Below are 20389 nucleotides of genomic sequence, written 5' to 3' on the forward strand. Positions count from 1 at the left end.
ACAGGAGGCTGGTATAGGGGAGAGAAAAAGGATTCTACCATGCTCGGAATGTGGTTTTAAATACCCCAAATGGAGTATATAATTTTGAGGTAGTTCAGGTTTTATTCCCCTGGCACAGTACCCGGGGGGATACGCAGCAACGGAATTTATTTGCATGGGTATTGTATGCGGTTAAGGATCAACCAGCTGATAGAAATCATGAACCACACCACTTCAATTCCTGAGATACATTCTCTGGGGAGATTTGTACAATTTTTGGCAGGCCCATCTGCTTTATTTACTTCATTCTCCAGGGATACTATAGTTTTTGCCCAACCTGATGAGGATGATGAGGACTTACCAATTCCTCCCACAGAGGATTTCCCATTGTTTGATGATGATGAGATCAACCCTAACAAGGAGATTCCGGAAGAGGAGGAATATCTGCCGGATGAAGAGGAAGTGCCAGTTGAAGAGCCACCAGGAGAGGTGGAAGATCCTACATTTCCGGGGGAAGGGGAAGAACTGCCTCCGGGGAAAGAAGAGGAGTTTCCCAAGACTGATCCGGTCTGAGTGTTTGCAGCATCAGTTTCACTGGATAGTAGTTGTTAGGGTATTTATGGTTTTTGGGTTTTGTTGTTTATCTTATTAATAAATATCACTTAAAAACCTTGCCATGTGCTACAATGTAAATCAGGAAGGGGAGCAACTTGAAATTGACTTTGCTGATGAATTTAAGGCGAAGAGGGGGAAGAAAACTGCCATAAAAAATACCGGATATCATCTGAATGGATTTGCCCATCCAAAGTTGGTGGTTCTGGCCAATGACAAACCGGACGAACTTCAGGAAATGGAATGGGGATTGATTCCTTTTTGGGTGAAGTCTGTGGAACAGGCAGCTGATATTGCCAATAAAACCCTCAATGCCAAATCCGAGACCATCTTTGAGCTTCCTTCCTTCAGGGCTGCGATCTTAAAGCGACGATGTATTATCCCGGTAAACGGATTTTATGAATGGAGGCATTATGAAAAAAAGACCTATCCTTATTTTATCTATCCTAAAGAAAGATCCTATTTCTGCTTAGGGGGAATATGGGAGGAATGGACGGACAAGGAATCCGGGGAAATCAAAAAGACCTGTTCCATCATTACCACTCCTGCAAATCAGCTTATGGAACAGATCCATAACACCAAAAAGCGGATGCCCTTTATCATGGATATAACAAAGGCCAAAAAGTGGATTTCACCAGAGCTGAAGAAGCAGGATATTGAAGATCTCATGAAGCCTTTCCATGCAAAAGGCATGGAGTCGCATACAGTCAGTCGCCTGCTTACTTCCAGGGTTGAGGACTCCGATGTTCCTGAAGTCATCCTAATGGAAAAATATGAAGAGCTTCCGGAGATGATGATGAATTTTTAATCTATTTCCGGCACAGGAATTTGGCTAAATAGTTAAAAGCTATCCATAGGGAAGTACAAGGTTAAGCTATGATGTTTATTACCTCTAATAAGTTTACAAAGGAAACCCTTCACGAAGCCATACATGGTTCTCTTCCTTGCGGTCAACTACCATTACATCATTGCTCAAGGTACTTTGGGCCAGCTCCCATTCATATTCGTCTGTTATGTAATCATCGAATTTTAAATACAATATTTCACCTGGCTGCGGGATTGTGACATCAGGATCCAATTGGAAACAAACTTCGGGGTCGGTAGGCATATGAATTGTTGTCATTGTCTTTTTTTTATGGTTAAGATTAAAACTATTGCTCGGAAATCAAAATATGGTAATCAAATTTCTATACAAGATAAGTGCTTGTTCTTCTATTGTTTAACAAGTTTATGGGCTAGGTATCCCACTTGTGAATTCGAAGACTGGTGAAATTCCCAATTTATAAGTATCCAGTAGGAGGCATGAATTTTTTAGCGTGATTCTCCCGATCGGTTTGGTGGCGCGGGATAGGTCATTCATAAAACCTCTTGGATAAAAGACAGTTTTTTTACCCTGAATTCCTCACAAAGTTAGTCCTCTGGGCTCTGGGCGACCGTAAGCTTCCGGCATAAAGCCGCTTGCTTCCCTGCGCTTTTTATTCCTTTTCCTTCCGGTCTTTGTCGCCCAAGGCCTGGTGGAGCTTCATAATTCATTGTTCCACAAAAACGAAAAAGATTATGGAGACTCAGGAAAGAAAAATTGATTTGTATGAAGTAGCAGAGATCAAGCTGGGCTACAGTGCCAAGGTAAAGTCATCTCAAAGACCTAGGGTAGCAAGTTCAAGACAGGTTCATGAAGTGTTTGCCAAAGTCTGGGATCAGGAAAGGATTGGCTTTGTTGAAGACTTCAAAGTAATGCTGCTGTCCAGAGCCAATAGGGTACTGGGAATAGTAACCATCAGCTCAGGAGGCACTGCAGGGACTGTGGTGGATGTTAAGCTTGTGTATGCAGCCGCAATCAAGGCTAATGCAAGCTCTGTAATACTGGCCCATAATCACCCATCGGGAAATCTAATGCCGTCTGAGCAGGATAAAAGGCTGACCCAAAGAATCAAAGAAGCCGGTAAGATTCTGGATATCCCGGTACTGGATCATTTGATTCTAGCTGAAGAAGGGTATTATTCCTTTGTGGATTATGGGGAGCTTTAGGGCTCTTTTTTTGCCTAATTACACTGTGAATATTATGAATTTACGGTGGTTTAATTATCACAGTATTGCAGTGTATCTCTGTTTTAGTGAGAAATAGCAAAAATTTTATTTTTATTATTTTTTACTAAAAATAAATTTATGGATTTTTCCTCCTCATGATAATAAAATTCCATTTTTAATAGCCTGATTTATGTAATTATTACTAGGAATAGGATGAAATATAGATTGGTGAAATTAATCGTATTTTTTCTTTTTTCGAAGTGTATTTTTTAACGATCTGTACATTAAAATGGATTTCATGACACTGATTATACGGGATGTAGCCAAATTTAATTCTGTATAATTTTATTTTTACGAATTAAAAATACCGTGTATAGGGTATTTTTTAATAGATTGATTTTCTCATCATTTGCGGGAAATATTTCAACTACAACCGATGAAATCAAAAATTTTACCCAAATCATTTCTCCTATTTCAGCTATTATCCTGGATACTCTTAACTGAAGCCTTCGGACAGCTTCCTTCTGACGTTCAGACGCAGGTAAATAGAAATTTTCCAAAGCCTATCCAGAAGTCACCAAATGCTTCAGGTATTGAACGCTATGGGAATTACCATGTCAATCTATACACTGGGGTTCCTAATATTTCCATCCCCTTATATACTGTGGAGGCAGGGCCGATCAAGTTGCCTATTTCTCTTAATTACCATTCTTCTGGAATAAAATATACCGATCAGGCAAGTTGGGCAGGGCTTGGATGGTCTGTGATTGCAGGAGGGCAAATCACACGTCAAATCCAGAGAATGAGTGATGATCTATATTTTTTTACTGCGTCAAATAATTATTCGGTTGGAAATTATTGTACAGGTGTCACGCAAACTGATAAGAATAACTGGCTCTATAAAAAGAACAGCGTGCAACCAGGGTATGATAGGGAGGCTGATATATTCTCTTACTCATTCCCGGGTAAAAGTGGGAAGTTTTATCTCAGACAGAATGGACAGGCTCCATATCTTTTCCCGGAGGCCCCCATTAAACTTGTACCTGGGGCTAGTCTTAATTTTTTTGATATCACAGATGAAAATGGGATCAGGTATAGATTTGGAAGAAATTCAGCCAATTCAAATTACACTGAATCCACAACTACTAGCGGGGGTGGAGGTAGTTCTGTTGCCGGAAGAACGGCTTGGTATCTGGTAGAGATTTTTGCCCCTAACTCTGATGATAAGGTGGAAATCACTTACCAACCCCTAGGGTCCCAATCTCTGGTGGACATAGAGCATAACATAACAGTTATTGACCAATGTAATACGACAAACCCGTCCCTTCTTCCCTGCAGAAGTGGAACCTATATCCAACAGGAAGTCAATACAAGTTCACATTCAAACAGCCTTGGCATTGATGAAATTAAATATAAAACAGGCAAGGTTAAATTTATAATCAACACCGCAAAGAGGTCTGATCTTGTCGGATTGAATGCTTTGGATAGAATAGAGATTTATAGTAAAACCGGTACAGAGTATACGCTTATAAAAACCTACCAGCTTACCAAAAGTTATTTCACAGGAGTATCACGACTAAAATTGGACGAACTTATAGAGAGGGACGGTGCCAATACAGTGATCAACAAACAGTCATTCAGTTATCATACCACTTCTTTTTCTTGGGACCAGGCAAATAATAGTAAAAGAAGGGATTGGTTTGGTTTTTATAACGGAAAGACAAATACAAGTCTCATTCCTCAGCAGACCATTCAATATCAACCCAATACTTCAACAGCCCTTTCCAATATTACAATAGGAAGTGCTAACCGTGAAAGTGACACTACTTTCCTAAAAGAAGGGATGCTCAAACGCATTACCCATCCGACAAAAGGATACACAGAATTTTTCTATGAGCCCCACAAATACCTAGACGGTACAGTTACAAAGTATGGGGGTGGATTGCGCATTAAGAAAATTACTAATACGGCTGGTTCTGTTGTATATACCAAGGAATACAGGTATGGTGAAGGGGAATCGGGTACAGGTACCAAAAATTTCACCCAGAGCCTGTTTTATTTTGTCACTGAGTCCCAGTCCAGAACAGGATGTGAAGTTACAAATTGCAGCCGCAGGGACAGGATCAGGATGTTTTACTCAAACTCTGCCATAGGTGCAGGATATGATGATAGCCCTGTGGTTTACTTAAAGGTCAGCGAATATGAAAACATTAACGGGACGAACGGAAAAACCCTATACGAATTTGACAATAATATACATATACCGGATATGTTCATGATTGTTCCTTTTTCCAATAAAACCCATCGTAATTCAAGTAGTTGGGAAAGAGGGAAGTTGACAAAAAAGACAGTTAAAAATGCCGCAGGTACTGATGTCTCCCAAACAGTTATTGCATACACTAAATTGAAAGGGCAGAATGCCGAAATAAGCCAGGCTGTCATCCAGTATATAGATTCAGGTTATACTCCTCCTTTTAACTCAACCTGCATTGATGAAAATGGGACCTCTGTGGATGTTATGACTTATCAGATCAGAAATCTGGAGCAGCAGACAGGGTTGTATGTGGAAACTTCCCGGACAGAATCAATTATCAATACAGGTGGGGCATTTACTACAACCACTCTGAAGAGCTACGATCCCACTTACCTCCAACTTACCCAGGAAGAGGTAAGGGTCAGTACAAATCCTGAAGTAGTGGTGACCCGTTTCCGATATCCATTTCAGGTGATCAATCCAGCAACTACCTATACAGGATATCCCAATATTCTGAAGCAGCTCACCTTAAAAAACATACTGAAACCTGTAGAACAATACACGCTTATCCAGAATCTAAACGGTACCAGTGCCCAAGTGGTGGGTAGCCAACTAACCTATTTTAAGACGCAGGGAAGTTACTATGTACCTGAAGCAATGTATTTTCTGGAGCTTGCTGCGCCAATTACACTTTCTTCCTTCGCTCCACTTGCGGTTTCTGGGACTTCTGCGGTAACCCGCGATTCCCGCTATCAACCAAGGTTGACATTTTCCACTTACGACACACGTGGAAACATCACTACTTTCAATAAGTCCAATGCCCAGCCAAATTCCTTTATCTGGGCATACGATGGAGCTTATCCTATTGCAGAAGCTAAAAATGCCATATTTTCCCAGATTGCCTACACTTCTTTTGAAACGAATGAAAAAGGCGGATGGAACTATAGCGGTCCAGAAACAGTGCTCCGCTGGGGTGAGGCCAGAACCGGAAGGAATGCTTACAGCCTGTCTGGAGGCGCGGTTACCCGGACAGTAACCGGGGCTTCCACTTCGAATAAATTTAAACTGAGTTTCTGGGCCAAAGTACCTACGGGATCACAGTCCTGGACGTTCATGGGAGCCACAGAAACACTGAGTACTACCTGGAAGCTTATCGAACGTGATGTAACCAGTACATCACTCTCCATCTCCGGGACTAACATCCTTATTGATGAAATCAGGATCCATCCACCCGGATCAGAAATGAATACCTATACCTACGTTCCAGGGGTGGGACAATGGTCCCAGGTGGATGCGAAAAACCATGCGGTGGTATATAAGTATGACCGATTGGGCAGGCTGGAAACCATACTCAACAACGACGGGCATATCCTTTCGCACTATGAATACAATTTTATTAAATAAGGTATGGTGACTTATCGATCATTGATTTTAACAGGGCTCATTTTTGGGATGTTCCAGTTTGGTGGATTAGCCCAATCACAAGACAGCTTGGCTGTCTCAGTTCTGACGGGGGTATGGCTTATGGATTCAGAATTCCAGATGGAGAAATCCGCTCTGGCAGGCAGGAACAGTCTCAACTCTTTAAAGGAAGAGCATCTTCAAAGCCAGCTTGAAAGTATGAGTTCGAGAATATATATATTCCATGAAGGTGGAAGGTTTGAAGCTTCTTGGAACTCACACGGGGACACGCAGTTGGTGTACGGTACATGGAACATCCGGAAAGACGGAATTCTGGAAATTCAACTCGATGATAAATGGATGTTGTCCTATTCAGTCACTTTGGATAAAAGAGGACTTCAGCTATCTCTGGATAATCCAAAGGAAACTGAAGCCCCTGGTCTTTATCTTAAAAGGGTCGAGCCATGAAATTATCCTTCGTTTTCTTGATTTATTTCGCAGTGATAACTGGGGCCTTTTCCCAGGCTATTACCCACGTTGAGATAGTAGGTCCGTCCACCGCAACCGCCGGACAGCAGACGGCTTATTCCGTACAGTTTTACAGCGGTTCAAATCTGGTGGCTCCTTTTAGTTCAGCCAGCTATTTTTGGGATATTGGATCAGCGGCCGGAACAGGTACTACAATCAGTTCTAATACTATTATCTGGGCTTCAGGCGGGTCTTTTAATATCTATTATGAATATTCAGATATAAGCGGGACTTTCTATGATTACATGACGGTGACAGTAACAGGAAGCACAGTGGATCCCTGTCCTTCGGTACTTCCTTCGGCACCTGGCGCGACCCTCACTGCAAACAGTGCAGTTACCCTGACTGCAAATTCTGCTCCTGCCGGATTTACCTATCAGTGGTATGACAGCAACCAAACAACCCTTCTTGCCAGTACGCAAAGCTATACCACGCCGACTCTGTCTGCAAGCAAAACCTATTACATAGCTTACCGCTATACTGCTACAGGTTGCATCAGCTCAAAAATGCCTGTCAGGGTGAACCGCTATGCCGAAAATCTCAACTGGACCCGGGAATATTCAGCCAGGGATACTCTCACCGGGGATTATGCCTTAAGGAACTCCTCCCAGAAAGCTTCCTATAAACAGACTTCCTATTACGACGGCTTGGGAAGGCCCAGCCAACAGGTGGCCATACAGGCTTCTGTAAACGGGTCGGATATAATCACTCCCGTTGGATATGATGCGCTGGGGAGACAATACAGGGACTATTTGCCCTTCCCAAACAATACCACCAGTCTGGGGCTTTTCAGAAGTACAGCAACTACCCTTCATAGTTCTTATTATACAGCTCAATATGCTGATCCCAATGGTTTTGCGGAGAAATCCTATGAAACCTCCCCGCTCAACCGTGTTCTTAAAATCGGGAATCCGGGCAATCCCTGGAAGCTGGGATCTACGCGGGAGCTTGAATTTTCCGAAAAAACCAACACCCTTTCACAGGGTATCCGAATCTGGACGGTGAATGGGAGTGGACTTCCTGTAACCAGTGCAGAATATCCTTTGGGCAGCCTATATGAAAAAACCTCCATCAATGAAAATGAACAGCGGGTAGTCGAATACACCGATAAGCTTGGAAGGCTTATCCTGAAAAAAGTGCAAGCCTCAGCCTCACCGTCTTCCGGACATGTGGGATGGATGTGTACGTATTATGTCTATGACACGTTTGGCAGGTTAAGAGTGGTGATGCCACCCCAGGCAGTAGAGACCCTGCGCAATAACACCAATGATTGGGCAAACTCCACGTATAGTAGTCTGCGCGATGGAATGTATTACATGTATTCTTATGACAGCAGGGGACGTATGACGGTCAAGCGCCTTCCGGGTAAAGGAATCGAGGAAATGGTCTATGACAACAATGACCGGCTTGTCGCCTGGAGGGATGCAAAACTTGCGGCGGAAGGAAAATGGAAGTTTACTAAATACGATGCCCTGAGTAGGGAGATAATGACGGGTTTGGTTACCTATTCAGGAAACAGGGACACCTTGCAGGCACTTGTCAATACATTGGAAAATAACAATGCCGTGATCAACGCTACCTCAGGCAAGACAGGAACCACAAATGCCGGAGGTTTCCCGAGAGCATCGGACGGCAATGGGGAAGGGGATGTGCTGACGGTAAATTATTATGACAATTACACGCTCAGAAAATCAACACTCACCTATGCGAAGCCTACAGGCTACCATGACAGCAGTAACAAGACCACCGGATTATTGACTGGGACCTTGGTAAAAAACCTGGGAAATAATACCCGGTATGAAACTGCGGTCTATTACGACGCTCAGGGAAGGGTTATCCAGACCATATCTGACCACCACCTGGCAGGTACAGTCAGGGTGTCCACCCAGTACGACTTTGAAAACAAACCGCTGGCAACTATTACCCAGCACACGACCCCTGGTACCTATACCATCACAAAAGGCTATGTCTATAATGCTGCAGGAGCGCTGAGCCATATTACCCATAAAATCAATTCTGGGGCAACGGTAACCCTGGCTACCCATACCTATAACCAGCTGGGTGAGCTTACTTCCAAAAGCTATCCAGACGCAGCGGATGCAGTGACCGATTTTGCCTATAACATCAGGGGCTGGCTGAAGAAAATCAACGATCCTCAGGTCAGTAATTCCGCCTCAAAGGTGTTTGCACAGGAATTGTTTTATGAATCTGGTGGTACCATAAATAATTGGAACGGGAATATTTCTAAGATTTCCTGGAAGGGTCAAAATGACGTCAAAGTAAATTATAACTATACCTATGATAAAGCTGATAGGTTGCTTGAGGCAGTATATACAGCTTCAACCGGAACTGATAGGTACACGGTGAATAATTTGACCTATGATTTTAATGGTAATATTCTGACCATGAACAGAAGAAATCAGATTACCTCTTCCAGTTATGGTTGGGTAGACCAGCTTACCTATACTTATAACTTAAATGGAAACAAATTAACCCAAGTGGCGGATGCCGTTCCTTCCACAACTCATACCTCCCAGGATTTTAAAGAAAGAAGTATAGCGGCCTATGAATACGATGTAAACGGTAACCTGACCAAGAATCTGGACAAGGAAATCACCTCTATTACCTACAACCATCTTAACCTTCCGGTTACTATCACTTTCTCCGGAACCAATAAGAAAATTGATTATTGGTATGATGCGTTGGGCGTGAAACTTCGCCAAGTCAATACAAATGGAACCACAGTTAAGACCATTGATTATCTTGGTGAAATTGTTTTTGAAAACAACGCAATATCCTATATCCTACACGAAGAGGGGAGAGCTGCCTATGAAAACACAGCTTTCCTATATGAATTCTTTGTCAAAGACCATCTGGGGAATGTGAGGCAGGTAATCCGGGCTCCGATATCCGGAGGCAGAATAGCCACGATGGAGCCTGAAAATGCTGAAGAGGAAGAGAAGTATTTCGAGAATATCAGCGCATCGAGACAGGGAGCTGGCGAGCATAACAAAACGCCCGGTGGCTACGCCACTGCATGGCTCAATGCGGATAGAAACAGGGTCCTTGGGCCTTCCCGGTCACAGGAAGTCCAACGGGGGGATAGTGTGAAACTAGGGGTATTTGGTAAATATGTGGATCCGAAGAAAATCCGCTTGTCTCCAGCCAGCTTCATACCTACAGGAATGGACAAGAAGATGATCCGGCAACTCACCGAATATGGACAGAATCTCAGTGCTGGGGGAGTGAATGAAATCGCCATTGCCAATGTGATCGCGCTGGTGATCACCGAACTGCAACAGAAACCGGTACCGGAAGCTTATATGGGATATGCCTTGTATGATTCGGATTCTGTACTATATGAGCAGGGAAAAGTAATTTTATCTAAAAAAGCCAGAAACAAGCATGAAGAACTGGTCAAAAAGATCGCCATACCTAAGGATGGGTACATAGAAACCTACTTGGTCAACGAGACTTCTGATGATGTTTGGTTTGACCAGTTCAGCATCATGAGTACCGGCCCTTTGATTGTCCAGGAGACGCATTACGATCCCTGGGGAGTGGAACTCAGTGGTTTGGGTTACCAGTATGGTGGAATCAAAATAAATCCGTATTTATACAACGGAAAAGAGGCAAACGGCCACTTGGGAGTGAATCTGTATGACTACGGAGCCAGACTCTACGATCCTGCTATTGGAAGATGGTTCGTGCTGGATCCTATGGCAGAGCAGATGCGGAGGCATTCCCCATACAATTACGCCTTCAATAATCCTCTGGGTTTTATTGATCCAGACGGCATGCGGCCGGTTAAACTTATTCAGGGGACTCCACATCACAGCGACAGTGAGGATCCTAACCAAAATGAAGTGGCTACCGGGCAAGTGGGGTCGGATAGGGATTTTCTATGGTCAGATGGGTACGGGGAGAGTAGTGCCAGAAATTCGACTGTCTCCAGTTCTTCTTTTTATGGGAGTTATCAAACTACAGGAGGAAATGTGCAAAATAATTCATTTGGGGATCCGACTATTTTTGTAAATAGATGGGTGACTCCTCAAGGATTTGATAAGGAAGATTATTACAAAACTTTAAAAAATACTCTTGTCGAAAATGGATTTAATTCCAAGTTAAAAATTCAGGATGACTCAATAATTGGGAGATTGAAAGCTTGGTGGCAGGGATCTCCTACAGCTACAATTACAATTAAGAATTTTAATCTAGCAAGGGATAGTTTTGGCGCAGGTGGATACGCTAGGTTAGGTGATCCACATTCGATTACTATATATAATGAACTAAGTATGCAGCCTAAAGGAAGAGTTGTTGATACTTGGAAATATAGTAATGCTTCCGTTCATGAGTTAGGCCATGGTCTTTTTAAGTTTGATCACGATTCTCAAGGCTATACAAGTGATCCCAATAGCATTATGGATTATAGGAGTTCGTATGTACAAGGGGCAGGGTTTAATTCAAGTCAGCAATCTGTTATTAAGAAAAGTATATGGGGAAACTAGTTAAATGTCTCGTTTTAGCAATATGTATCACGGCCTGTGGAGGAATGCTGTTTAGGTTTTTTAATGGAGGGTATAATTCGGCTATGTATAGAATTTTTCAAACCAGTACTAGAGGATATTTTTTTCATAAATTTCTTGGTATTACACCAAGTGAAATCTATGATGATTATACAATAAGTGTTTTGGACTCTTCGGGTGATTCTGAATTGATCAATATTGTTGATAATAAAAGTTCTACTAAAACAAATTTCGTAGTGCTTCGTCAGAATTCCCAGGAAAGTTTTATTAAAGCTTATCCTTGGAGTTTGTTTGGGGACAATTCCGAAAAAGTAACTGACAAAAACAACTATTTATCAAAATTAATTAATTTGGATTCATTTAATTTATATGTAAGGTTGTTTAATGTGGACGGAGAGAAGTCGATAGTTAATAAGTATTGCTATTTTATTTCAAACCCGAATAACTTTGATGATTATGTAATTATTCAGGATTTAACTGATTTAGAGGTTGTTGTTTTGAATAATCCAATAGATAAAAAAGAGACTCTAATAGGGTTAGGATTTGATATAATAGATTTAAGTACTCTTATTATTGAAGATTCTGACGGAATAGTGTATTGCTGGTACCAAAATCATGGATTGGTTAAATTTCATTTTATGTTTGATAATGGAAGCCTCGTAGATGTAAAAAGTGAAAATTTGGGATATTTGGGCAATGAGTTCCCATCCTGTTGTTAGTCTACACTGATATTCGTTTACCCTATTTTTCAGGAGTGCGTTCGAATAATTAAAGTTAAACAACTCACCGAATATGATTAAAACCTACATGCGGTGGAACCCAACAAAATAGCCATTGCCAATGTGGTAGCACTGGTGATCACAAAACTCCGACAGAAACCGGTACCGGAGGCTTATATGGGGTATGCGCTATACGATGCAGATTCTACTTTATATGAACAGGAGGGCTGAGCGTAAAGAAACAGTCCAGTGGACTGTTTTAGCAAAGAGCCAGGAGGCGTGGAGGCTGGTCTTATCCAAGCAGGCAGAAACAAGCATGAAGAACTGGTCAAAAAGATTGCCATACCTAAGGATGGGTATATAGAAACCTACTTGGTCAATGAGAGTTCTGACGATGTTTGGCCTGCCTACCGGCAAAGGCAGGTTCGACCAGTTCAGTATTATGAGCACAGGGCAATTGATTGTCCAGGAAACCCATGGAGCCTGTCCCGATAAAAGAAGCGAAGTGGAATGATATCGGGAATCCCTAGGGAGTTGAGCTTTCTGGTCTTGGCTATCAGTATGGTGAGGACGGTGCGAGGGGCCTGCTTGCAGGGCAGGAGTGAATCCATATCTTTATAATGAGGGCTGAGCGTTAAAAAATGATCCCTTAGGATCATTTTAGCGAGAGCCTGTCCCGATAGCGCAGCGTATCGGGAAGCCAGCTTGCAGTGAGGGAGGCAAACGGCCACCTAGGGGTTAACCTATATGACTTCGGAGCTAGGCTATATGATCCTGCTATTGGAAGATGGTTTGTAGCGGATCCTATGGCAGAGCAGATGAGACGGCATTTCCCATACAATTATGCATTTAATAACCCGATGAGGTTTATTGATCCGGATGGGATGGCGCCGGTTACTATTCACCAAGGAACTGCAAGTCATAGCGACAGTGAGGATCCTAACCAAAATGAAGTGGCTACCGGGCAAGTGGGGACGAATAGGGATTTTCTATGGTCAGACGGGTATGGGAAGAGAAGCGCAAGTAAATCGACTATCTCAATAGGATCATTTAGCGGGGCATATCTGAATTCACGTTGGACTCCAGAGCAATATTATAGGGCTTTAGATGGGGTATTATTGCCTAATGGGTAAAAAAAAATATAAAGTTAATTTAGGTTTGACACTTAAGTCCCATAAAGAGTTGATAAAAACATATCCTACTGCGGAAAAAGGGAATGCTCATTTTTTAGGTGAAATAGATGGTAAATTTCATGTAAATTTTAGTGTTTCTGCTTAGAAAGAGACTTTAAATAATATTCGTGCTTTAGGTGTACACGAAATTTATGGACATGGAATTTTGAAAATTGGTTTGGAGTGGTATCAAGAAAGGATTGGGTTTGTTGAAGACTTCAAAGTAATGCTACTATCCAGAGCCATTTGGGTACTGGGAATAGTAACCATCAGCTCGGGTGGAACAGCAGGGACTGTGGTGGATGTTAAGCTTGTATATGCAGCAGCAATCAAGGCTAATGCAAGCGCTGTAATACTGGCCCATAATCACCCATCGGGAAATCTAATGCCGTCTGAGCAGGATAAAAGGCTGACCCAAAGAATCAAAGAAGCCGGTAAGATCCTGGACATCCCGGTACTGGATCATTTGATTCTAGCTGAAGAAGGGTATTATTCCTTTGCGGATTATGGGGAGCTTTAGGGCTCTTTTTTAAGGTTATTTACCGGGAATTGTTTCATCCAATTTTCCATTACTCCGGATCCTGGAATTTGGAAAAAGTGATCGGCCATACATTTTGGCAAGCGATAACAACCGTTTACAAACGACTACAAACGGTTAGCTCCCGACTTAAATTCAAAGGATAAGCTATACTGGCATTAAAAAACCATGGAAAGTCCCGCTCAAATCATTATATATCAGCCCTTGCCTAAAGCAAGCCGGATAAAAATCTTTGTACCCTATTCCCTTAAACTGGAAAGGGAGCAATTGAAGCGCATCAATACCAGCTTTTACCATCCAACCCAAAAATTGTGGAGTTTAGTCAATACAAGGGAAAACTGGGAATTGCTCATGCGGTTGTATCAGGGTAAATCAGAAGTCAGGTCTGCTGAAAAAAAAGTACCTGCTCCCTCCAAAAACCTGAATAGGCAGTCCATGCAGGCATTGGCCGATCTGGAACAAAAGCTTATCCTCAAAGCATACAGTCCGTCCACGGTCAAGAACTATATTTCCTCACTGGCCAAGTTTCTGTCGTTTTTTGAAACCAGGAATATCCTTGACGTGACCAAGGAAGAAATCGAGGGGTTTGTGTACCATCAGATCACCAAATACAGGATTTCGGAAAGTGCCCAGAATACACTGATCAATGCCATTAAAGCGTATTATGAGCATGTACTGGGCAGAGAGCGTACCGTTTATGAGATCCAGCGACCTAAGAAAAGCCTAACGCTACCTAATATTCTAAGCCAAGATGAGGTGAAATCAATCCTGCAAAGCGTGGAGAACCTTAAGCACCGTGCGGTACTCATGCTGATCTACAGCGCCGGGTTAAGAATCAGTGAGGCGATCAACCTGCGGAGCCGGGATATCCACTCTGACGAAGGCTATATTTTTATCAAAGGGGCAAAAAATAAAAAGGACCGTAAAACTGTGCTTTCGCCCCTTCTTTTGGTGCTGCTAAGACAGTATTACAAGGAATACAGACCATCCTATTGGCTGTTTGAGGGACAGGACGGGGGCCAATATTCTGCTACCAGTATTCAGGCGGTGTTTCGTAGGGCAATCAAGAAAAGCAATTCCAACCCTTGGGCAACTGTCCATACCCTACGGCACAGCTTTGCGACACACTTGCTCCAACAGGGCACAAATCTTCGATATGTGCAGGCATTGCTGGGGCATGGGAGCAGTAAGACCACAGAAATCTATACCCATGTGTTGTCCATTTCCAACAAAAACATCCAGAGCCCACTTGATGGTATCGCCGAAATCCTTAATTTGGTGTCGTCAGAACCCCGAAGACCTATAGACAATGGTGATATAGACGCAATAGGGTAGGGGAATGCTGTATACACAAGTGTTATAGGGCATTTAAAAAGACGACTGTGAAACTTAAAACAAACATAATAATTGCACTGACTTTACTTCTTTTTACAGCTTGTGGACAAGGACAAATAAAAACACCAGAAAATGCAATGACAAAATTTGAAGAGTTTAAGAACAGAGAAAAATTTCTACAAGATGACAAACTATTTTATCCAGGAATAGGTGAACCAAGTCTAAAGCCAGTTTTGACAGAAAAAATCAATCTTGCAGCAGACGATCTTAAAAAACTTGCAGACAAAGGAAATGCAACAGACAAAGAATATCAAAATGCAATCAAAATCGGACTTGACAGATTTGCCGAATTATACTTACAACTTGACACTGAAGACAGAGAAAGAGTTTGTAGCTACTTTGAAGAACTAATGGACATTGTTGGACTTGAAAGTTCAGATGGACATTTAAACAACTTCATGTATGGCTTTGACCCGACAACGAAAAAATGAATGCAAGAAAATTGACAAAGCAAACCAATGGCAGAACAAAATATTATTGACATAGTAGTTGAGAAACTTAACAAGTATCCTGACATTAAATTCAATAAGAAAAATGAAAGTGAACTCGAAATATTTTGCCGTGACGACAAAGGATTTGACATTTTGTTGCAGACCGATCAACGAGAAAACACACTCCATTTCGGAACTTTTCATTGGCACTATGACAACACCGAAGAAGAGACAAATGAAATGCTTCATCAACTTGTTTTCGGTTTGACAGGAATTGCAAGGCTTAAAGAGTTTTCAAAAAATGGAAAACCATATAAGTGGACACTGCAAATTCAAGATAAAGAAGGAAATTGGTTTGACAGCGGAACAATGGGACTAATGAATTTTAATTTTTGGACAAAATCGGATATTAAATATTTACAGAATGACCTGTTGCCGAAAGATATATTGTACTCTGACGATGAAGCAGACCAATAAAACGAAAAACAGGAAAACGCCCTATAACAGCATATATACCTCAGAGGGGGTGGTCGTTGTAAGTCAGGCTGTTTCTCATTATCCTATTACGGTTCTCGGCGGATACTGAACTGCTAGAAAATCCCCCTCCGAAGTATATATAATCGTTGGTGGCAAGGCTAACTGACACTTCACAGACAGACAAATTCAAAATAAACGAAGAATGAAAATAGTTTTTATAATAATCGGACTGATAGTTTTAGCAATTGTAGTTTTTGCTGTTTACAGACTTGTAACTGTTAAACGACAGAACAACAAACTCAACGCAGAACGTTTTGATAGAGTTAAAGAACTCTACGACAAACTTGAAAGTGGACAAGAAATTACGGGAAATGATGTTTTGCCATTTGCGAAAAACATATTAACCAGACAGACAGCATTTCAACTTTTAGCAGACCACAACAAGACAAATCTTTTTCCGAAGGAGTTCAATAATTTAATTTCAGGTGCTGAAAGTAATCTTGCAAATTGGTTAGAGTTTCCGACTGAACTTGATGCTTGCCCTGACGAAATTGAACATATTAAACGTGTAACCTTTGACTTTGACGGACAAAATAACTTTGTTCACTATGAAGTTTTTAAATGCAGAGTGAGCGAACCGCATTGGGCTGCAAAAGACGGATGGTTTTTAGGTGTAGTTGGACCATATTTTGACGACAGCAAACCTTACGATTTTCCGCAAGCGACTTTTAGCAGAATAAGTAGTACGTTAGACAAAGTAACGCCAGACGAAGAAGCAAAATGGGTGCACGAAAACATATCAATGAGACGATGAAAGGAAGCCCAGCCACCAACACGGGTTTTGCGTCAGGCGGGCTGACGTGCAAAATTGGAGCCTTGTACTTCTAATGAACTTTAGTAATAAATTGAAACTTTGTGCTCCGAAACCCGCCCGAACGCAAAGCCCTAAAACGTGTGTGACTTGAATCGACCTTAAAAGTAGGTTGAATGCTTTGAAATGGATGGAGGACTATTGAGAAATCAATAGCTAGGCCCTCCGATGGCGGCTTGCCGGAGCAGCTATCAAACCACCTTACGCTGCATCTAGTGGAAGCACTGATGTGGTGAGCGGTTAAGGAAAAATGGGAACATCGATTCCTGTAGGTGAGTACTGATGGAGCTGAACGAAAGTGAACCAGTGATGAAGCTTCGATATGGCAAATTAAGATGTGAAAAATAGGTAGTTACGTTTATACCTATGACTAAGTGTGGCAGACGCCCGGAAGATACCGGCCACACCGCATCCGGGGTTAAGCTGGCAGGAACACAGTACAGGCCATTTCAAAGCCTGCCCCGATGATTTCGGGGGAACAAGTGAACTCTATACCGTCAGGCCAAATCGAAAGAGGAAACCTGCACCTGTGGTTAGGTGAGGTATAGGGGACAGACCTATTCGTAGTAGTGATGAAGTTCCTGTAACGGGAATGGAGCACGGCAAATGTCCGGGGGACATTTGAGCGAGGAGGCGGGAAGGAGGCATGTTTGGTTTCAAACCAGTTTACAACCAAGCAATTTGGGATGACAGACTATTATGAAACAAAATCGCAACCAATTACCAAACTGATGGTATGGCAAGCGTACAGGAAAGTAAAATCTAACAAAGGAAGTGCTGGTATAGACCAGATGGGTTGGGAGGACTTGGATAAAGATCTCTCATCACAACTGTATAAACTGTGGAACCGCCTGACCTCAGGGAGTTATTTTCCTTCGCCTGTCAAGCAAGTGGAGATACCTAAGAAGGATGGGGGAGTTCGCAAACTAGGCGTACCGACCCTTCTAGACCGTATTGCCCAGCAAGTAGTGCGTCAGCACTTGGAGAGACAACTGGAACCCATATTCCATGAAAGTTCTTTCGGCTATCGACCCGGACGCAGTGCCCACCAAGCGGTTAAACAATCACAGCTGAATTGTTTTGGACATGATTTTGTCGTCGACCTGGATATCAAAGGGTTCTTCGATAATATTGACCATGACCTGATGATGAAAGCCTTGAGGCATTACTGCAAGGACGAATGGGTCGCACTATACGTGTCCAGATGGCTAAAGGCAGGTATTATGGCAGAAGGAGAGTATTTGAAAACGAGTGCAGGGACACCTCAGGGAGGCGTGGTAAGTCCACTGCTTGCCAACCTCTATCTGCATGTGGCTTTAGACGAATGGATGAGAAAGTTTCATCCCGAAAAGCCCTTTGAACGGTATGCCGATGATGTAGTGGTGCATTGCAAGACAGAGAAACAGGCGAAATTTATGCTTAGGCTAATCAGCCAACGCATGAAAGCCTGCCATCTGGAACTGCATCCTGTAAAGACCAAGATAGTAAATCTTCGTGGCCGGTCAGAGACCAAGCATCCAAGGAAATATGACTTCCTGGGTTTTACTATCAAACCAACCATGCAAACCATTAAAGGGAAGGGTATGCTACTGCCGGGAACATTTGTAAGCAGCAAATCCAAAGCATCGATATTGGGAAAGTTTAGAGATATGGCAATCCACAAGTGGCGAAGGCCGTTACTGGATATTGCCAAACGTCTCAATCCAATTATCAGAGGACTGCTGAACTACTACCACAAGCTGCGGGGAGAGCCTATGCGTGAAGTATGGAATCAGCTCAACCATCGTCTGCTCAAATGGGTAAAATGGGAGAAGGGACTGTATAAGATGGCCGCAGTCAGATGGCTGAAGCGCCAGTATAAAGCCTCTCCGAGCCTGTTTGAGCATTGGAAATTGGTTCAACCTTAAGTACTTTTAGTACCAAGCGATTTATAAACATGAAGAGCCGTGTGAGGTGAGAGTCTCACGCACGGTTCTGTGGGAAGGTGAGGGTGCAATTCCCTTGCCTGACCCGATTAGCGGTCAGGCAATAAAACGACCCGAGAAACAAATCGGGTTATTTTTAAAATATTGTATTTTAGCATTTGCTTAAATAAACAAGTTGACTATCTTTGTGTTTATGGAAAACAATTCTTGCATAAGACAACAAGCGGACATTAAACAAATCAACCGTTGTAAAGACCGAGTTGCAGAACTCAACGGCTCGTTTGACTACTTATCGAACGGACTTGAATTGGCGGGTAACAACGTCAGACTGAAAATCCTGTTCCTGCTTTATGAAGAGAAACAACTTTGCGTTTGCGACCTGAGTGATGTTCTTGGAATGACCATTTCGGCAGTTTCTCAACACCTGCGAAAACTCAAAGACCGAAAACTCATTGAAACAGAAAGGCAAGCACAGACCATTTTCTATTCGCTGACAAACGAATACAAAAACTTGCTTGAACCGTTTTTCATAATACTTGACGAAAACAAAATTTTGGAGACAATATGAAAAAGGACAATAAACTAATCGGAGCAGGAATTTTAACGGCATTCGCTGCTTCTCTATGCTGTATTACACCAGTTTTGGCACTAATTGCAGGAACAAGCGGACTTGCTGCCTCTTTTTCGTGGCTTGAACCTTTCCGACCGTATTTAATTGGTTTGACAATTTTGGTTCTTGGTTTTGCTTGGTATCAAAAACTAAAACCGAAAAAGGAAATAGACTGTGATTGTGAAACTGATGAAAAGCCAAAATTCATTCAGAGTAAAAAGTTTTTAGGAATTGTTACAGCATTCGCAATTGTAATGCTTGCCTTTCCTTACTATGCACATATTTTCTACCCTAAGACAGAAAAACAAGTAATAGTAGTTGACAAATCAAATTTACAGACCGTTGAGTTTACTATCAGCGGAATGACTTGTGCAGGATGCGAAGAACACGTAAACCACGAAGTGAACAAACTTTCAGGAATAATCAAATCAACTGCTTCATACGAGAATGGAAACGCAATCGTTGAATTTGACAACTCAAAAACTAACATAGCCGAAATCGAAACAGCAATTAACGGAACAGGATATTCAGTAAGAGACAAAAAGGAAAAATAAAATGGAAATAAAATTGCAATCAACAATCACTTGCCCCAACTGCGGACACAAAAAAGAAGAAACAATGCCGACAGATGCTTGCCAATACTTTTACGAGTGCGAAAACTGCAAAACTGTATTGAAACCACAACAAGGAGACTGCTGTGTTTATTGCAGTTATGGGAGCGAGAAATGTCCACCAATTCAACAAGACGAGAAATGTTGCTGACCGAAGAAAAAAAGCCCGAACCGCTAACAATGTATTCCATGAATAATCAAAAGTTCATTTTCTAGCATTTTTTCTTTGTTTTGGCTTTTTTGAGTTGATTGCCTGTTTTTTGGACTGATTGGAAGAAGTCAAGAATGGACAAAGCGCTGCCTTGCGGGTGG

General features: G+C 42.2%; 20 protein-coding genes. 19 read left to right on the forward strand and 1 reads right to left on the reverse strand.

Features of this window, described 5'->3' with window-relative positions:
* The first annotated feature begins 198 nt into the window (after window positions 1–198).
* Together LZF95_RS16555 and LZF95_RS16560 are read left to right on the forward strand one after the other, a co-directional pair.
* Complete coding sequence (locus tag LZF95_RS16555) at window positions 199–552, forward strand: hypothetical protein (protein ID WP_192085541.1); 354 nt, start codon at window positions 199–201, stop codon at window positions 550–552.
* Window positions 553–655: 103 nt separating this feature from the next.
* Complete coding sequence (locus tag LZF95_RS16560; protein WP_192085540.1) at window positions 656–1399, forward strand: SOS response-associated peptidase; 744 nt, start codon at window positions 656–658, stop codon at window positions 1397–1399.
* A gap of 93 nt (window positions 1400–1492) precedes the next feature.
* Here LZF95_RS16560 and LZF95_RS16565 read toward each other — a convergent pair whose 3' ends face one another.
* A complete protein-coding gene (locus LZF95_RS16565) occupies window positions 1493–1714 on the reverse strand; it encodes a hypothetical protein (RefSeq protein ID WP_192085539.1) in 222 nt (73 codons plus the stop codon).
* A 434-nt stretch (window positions 1715–2148) separates the two neighbouring features.
* Here LZF95_RS16565 and LZF95_RS16570 point away from each other — a divergent pair, with 434 nt between their 5' ends.
* The 17 genes from LZF95_RS16570 to LZF95_RS16645 all read left to right on the forward strand — a co-directional run bounded on the left by LZF95_RS16570 (window position 2149) and on the right by LZF95_RS16645 (window position 20228).
* A complete protein-coding gene (locus LZF95_RS16570; RefSeq protein WP_192085538.1) occupies window positions 2149–2619 on the forward strand; it encodes a JAB domain-containing protein in 471 nt (156 codons plus the stop codon).
* A 436-nt stretch (window positions 2620–3055) separates the two neighbouring features.
* Window positions 3056–6277 carry a hypothetical protein gene (locus LZF95_RS16575; RefSeq protein ID WP_192085537.1) on the forward strand — a complete coding sequence of 1074 codons (3222 nt, stop codon included), beginning with the start codon at window positions 3056–3058 and terminating at the stop codon, window positions 6275–6277.
* A gap of 3 nt (window positions 6278–6280) precedes the next feature.
* Window positions 6281–6742: a hypothetical protein gene (locus LZF95_RS16580; RefSeq protein WP_192085536.1), complete on the forward strand. Its 462-nt coding sequence runs from the start codon at window positions 6281–6283 to the stop codon at window positions 6740–6742.
* Window positions 6739–11310: a DUF6443 domain-containing protein gene (locus tag LZF95_RS16585; protein WP_225586744.1), complete on the forward strand. Its 4572-nt coding sequence runs from the start codon at window positions 6739–6741 to the stop codon at window positions 11308–11310. The genes LZF95_RS16580 and LZF95_RS16585 overlap by 4 nt, the downstream gene beginning before the upstream one ends.
* On the forward strand, window positions 11298–12047 hold the full coding sequence (locus tag LZF95_RS16590) for a hypothetical protein (RefSeq protein ID WP_192085535.1): 750 nt from the start codon (window positions 11298–11300) through the stop codon (window positions 12045–12047). The genes LZF95_RS16585 and LZF95_RS16590 overlap by 13 nt, the downstream gene beginning before the upstream one ends.
* Before the next feature lie 93 nt (window positions 12048–12140).
* Entirely contained in the window at window positions 12141–12278 is a 138-nt protein-coding gene (locus tag LZF95_RS16595; protein ID WP_192085534.1) for a hypothetical protein, read from the forward strand.
* Between the two features lie 148 nt (window positions 12279–12426).
* Window positions 12427–12561 carry a hypothetical protein gene (locus LZF95_RS27585; protein WP_255505011.1) on the forward strand — a complete coding sequence of 45 codons (135 nt, stop codon included), beginning with the start codon at window positions 12427–12429 and terminating at the stop codon, window positions 12559–12561.
* A gap of 196 nt (window positions 12562–12757) precedes the next feature.
* Window positions 12758–13180: an RHS repeat-associated core domain-containing protein gene (locus LZF95_RS16600; protein ID WP_192085533.1), complete on the forward strand. Its 423-nt coding sequence runs from the start codon at window positions 12758–12760 to the stop codon at window positions 13178–13180.
* 217 nt (window positions 13181–13397) lie between these two features.
* Complete coding sequence (locus LZF95_RS16605; protein ID WP_225587148.1) at window positions 13398–13739, forward strand: JAB domain-containing protein; 342 nt, start codon at window positions 13398–13400, stop codon at window positions 13737–13739.
* Window positions 13740–13925: 186 nt separating this feature from the next.
* Window positions 13926–15092, forward strand: coding sequence for a site-specific integrase (locus LZF95_RS16610; protein WP_192085532.1), 1167 nt, complete (start codon window positions 13926–13928; stop codon window positions 15090–15092).
* Between the two features lie 47 nt (window positions 15093–15139).
* On the forward strand, window positions 15140–15583 hold the full coding sequence (locus LZF95_RS16615; RefSeq protein WP_225586743.1) for a DUF4844 domain-containing protein: 444 nt from the start codon (window positions 15140–15142) through the stop codon (window positions 15581–15583).
* Window positions 15584–15610: 27 nt separating this feature from the next.
* Window positions 15611–16060, forward strand: a complete 450-nt coding sequence (locus tag LZF95_RS16620; protein ID WP_192085531.1) for a hypothetical protein — start codon at window positions 15611–15613, stop codon at window positions 16058–16060.
* Between the two features lie 202 nt (window positions 16061–16262).
* Entirely contained in the window at window positions 16263–16874 is a 612-nt protein-coding gene (locus LZF95_RS16625) for a FeoB-associated Cys-rich membrane protein (protein ID WP_192085530.1), read from the forward strand.
* A 743-nt stretch (window positions 16875–17617) separates the two neighbouring features.
* Entirely contained in the window at window positions 17618–18838 is a 1221-nt protein-coding gene (gene ltrA, locus LZF95_RS16630; protein ID WP_192085529.1) for a group II intron reverse transcriptase/maturase, read from the forward strand.
* A gap of 211 nt (window positions 18839–19049) precedes the next feature.
* Window positions 19050–19424: a metalloregulator ArsR/SmtB family transcription factor gene (locus tag LZF95_RS16635; protein WP_008992945.1), complete on the forward strand. Its 375-nt coding sequence runs from the start codon at window positions 19050–19052 to the stop codon at window positions 19422–19424.
* On the forward strand, window positions 19421–20020 hold the full coding sequence (gene merTP / locus LZF95_RS16640) for a mercuric transport protein MerTP (protein ID WP_008992944.1): 600 nt from the start codon (window positions 19421–19423) through the stop codon (window positions 20018–20020). The genes LZF95_RS16635 and merTP overlap by 4 nt, the downstream gene beginning before the upstream one ends.
* Before the next feature lies 1 nt (window position 20021).
* A complete protein-coding gene (locus LZF95_RS16645; RefSeq protein ID WP_008992943.1) occupies window positions 20022–20228 on the forward strand; it encodes a GDCCVxC domain-containing (seleno)protein in 207 nt (68 codons plus the stop codon).
* Window positions 20229–20389 lie beyond the last annotated feature (161 nt).

Origin of the sequence: Algoriphagus sp. AGSA1, from assembly GCF_021390545.1 — a bacterium.
Lineage (GTDB): Bacteria > Bacteroidota > Bacteroidia > Cytophagales > Cyclobacteriaceae > Algoriphagus.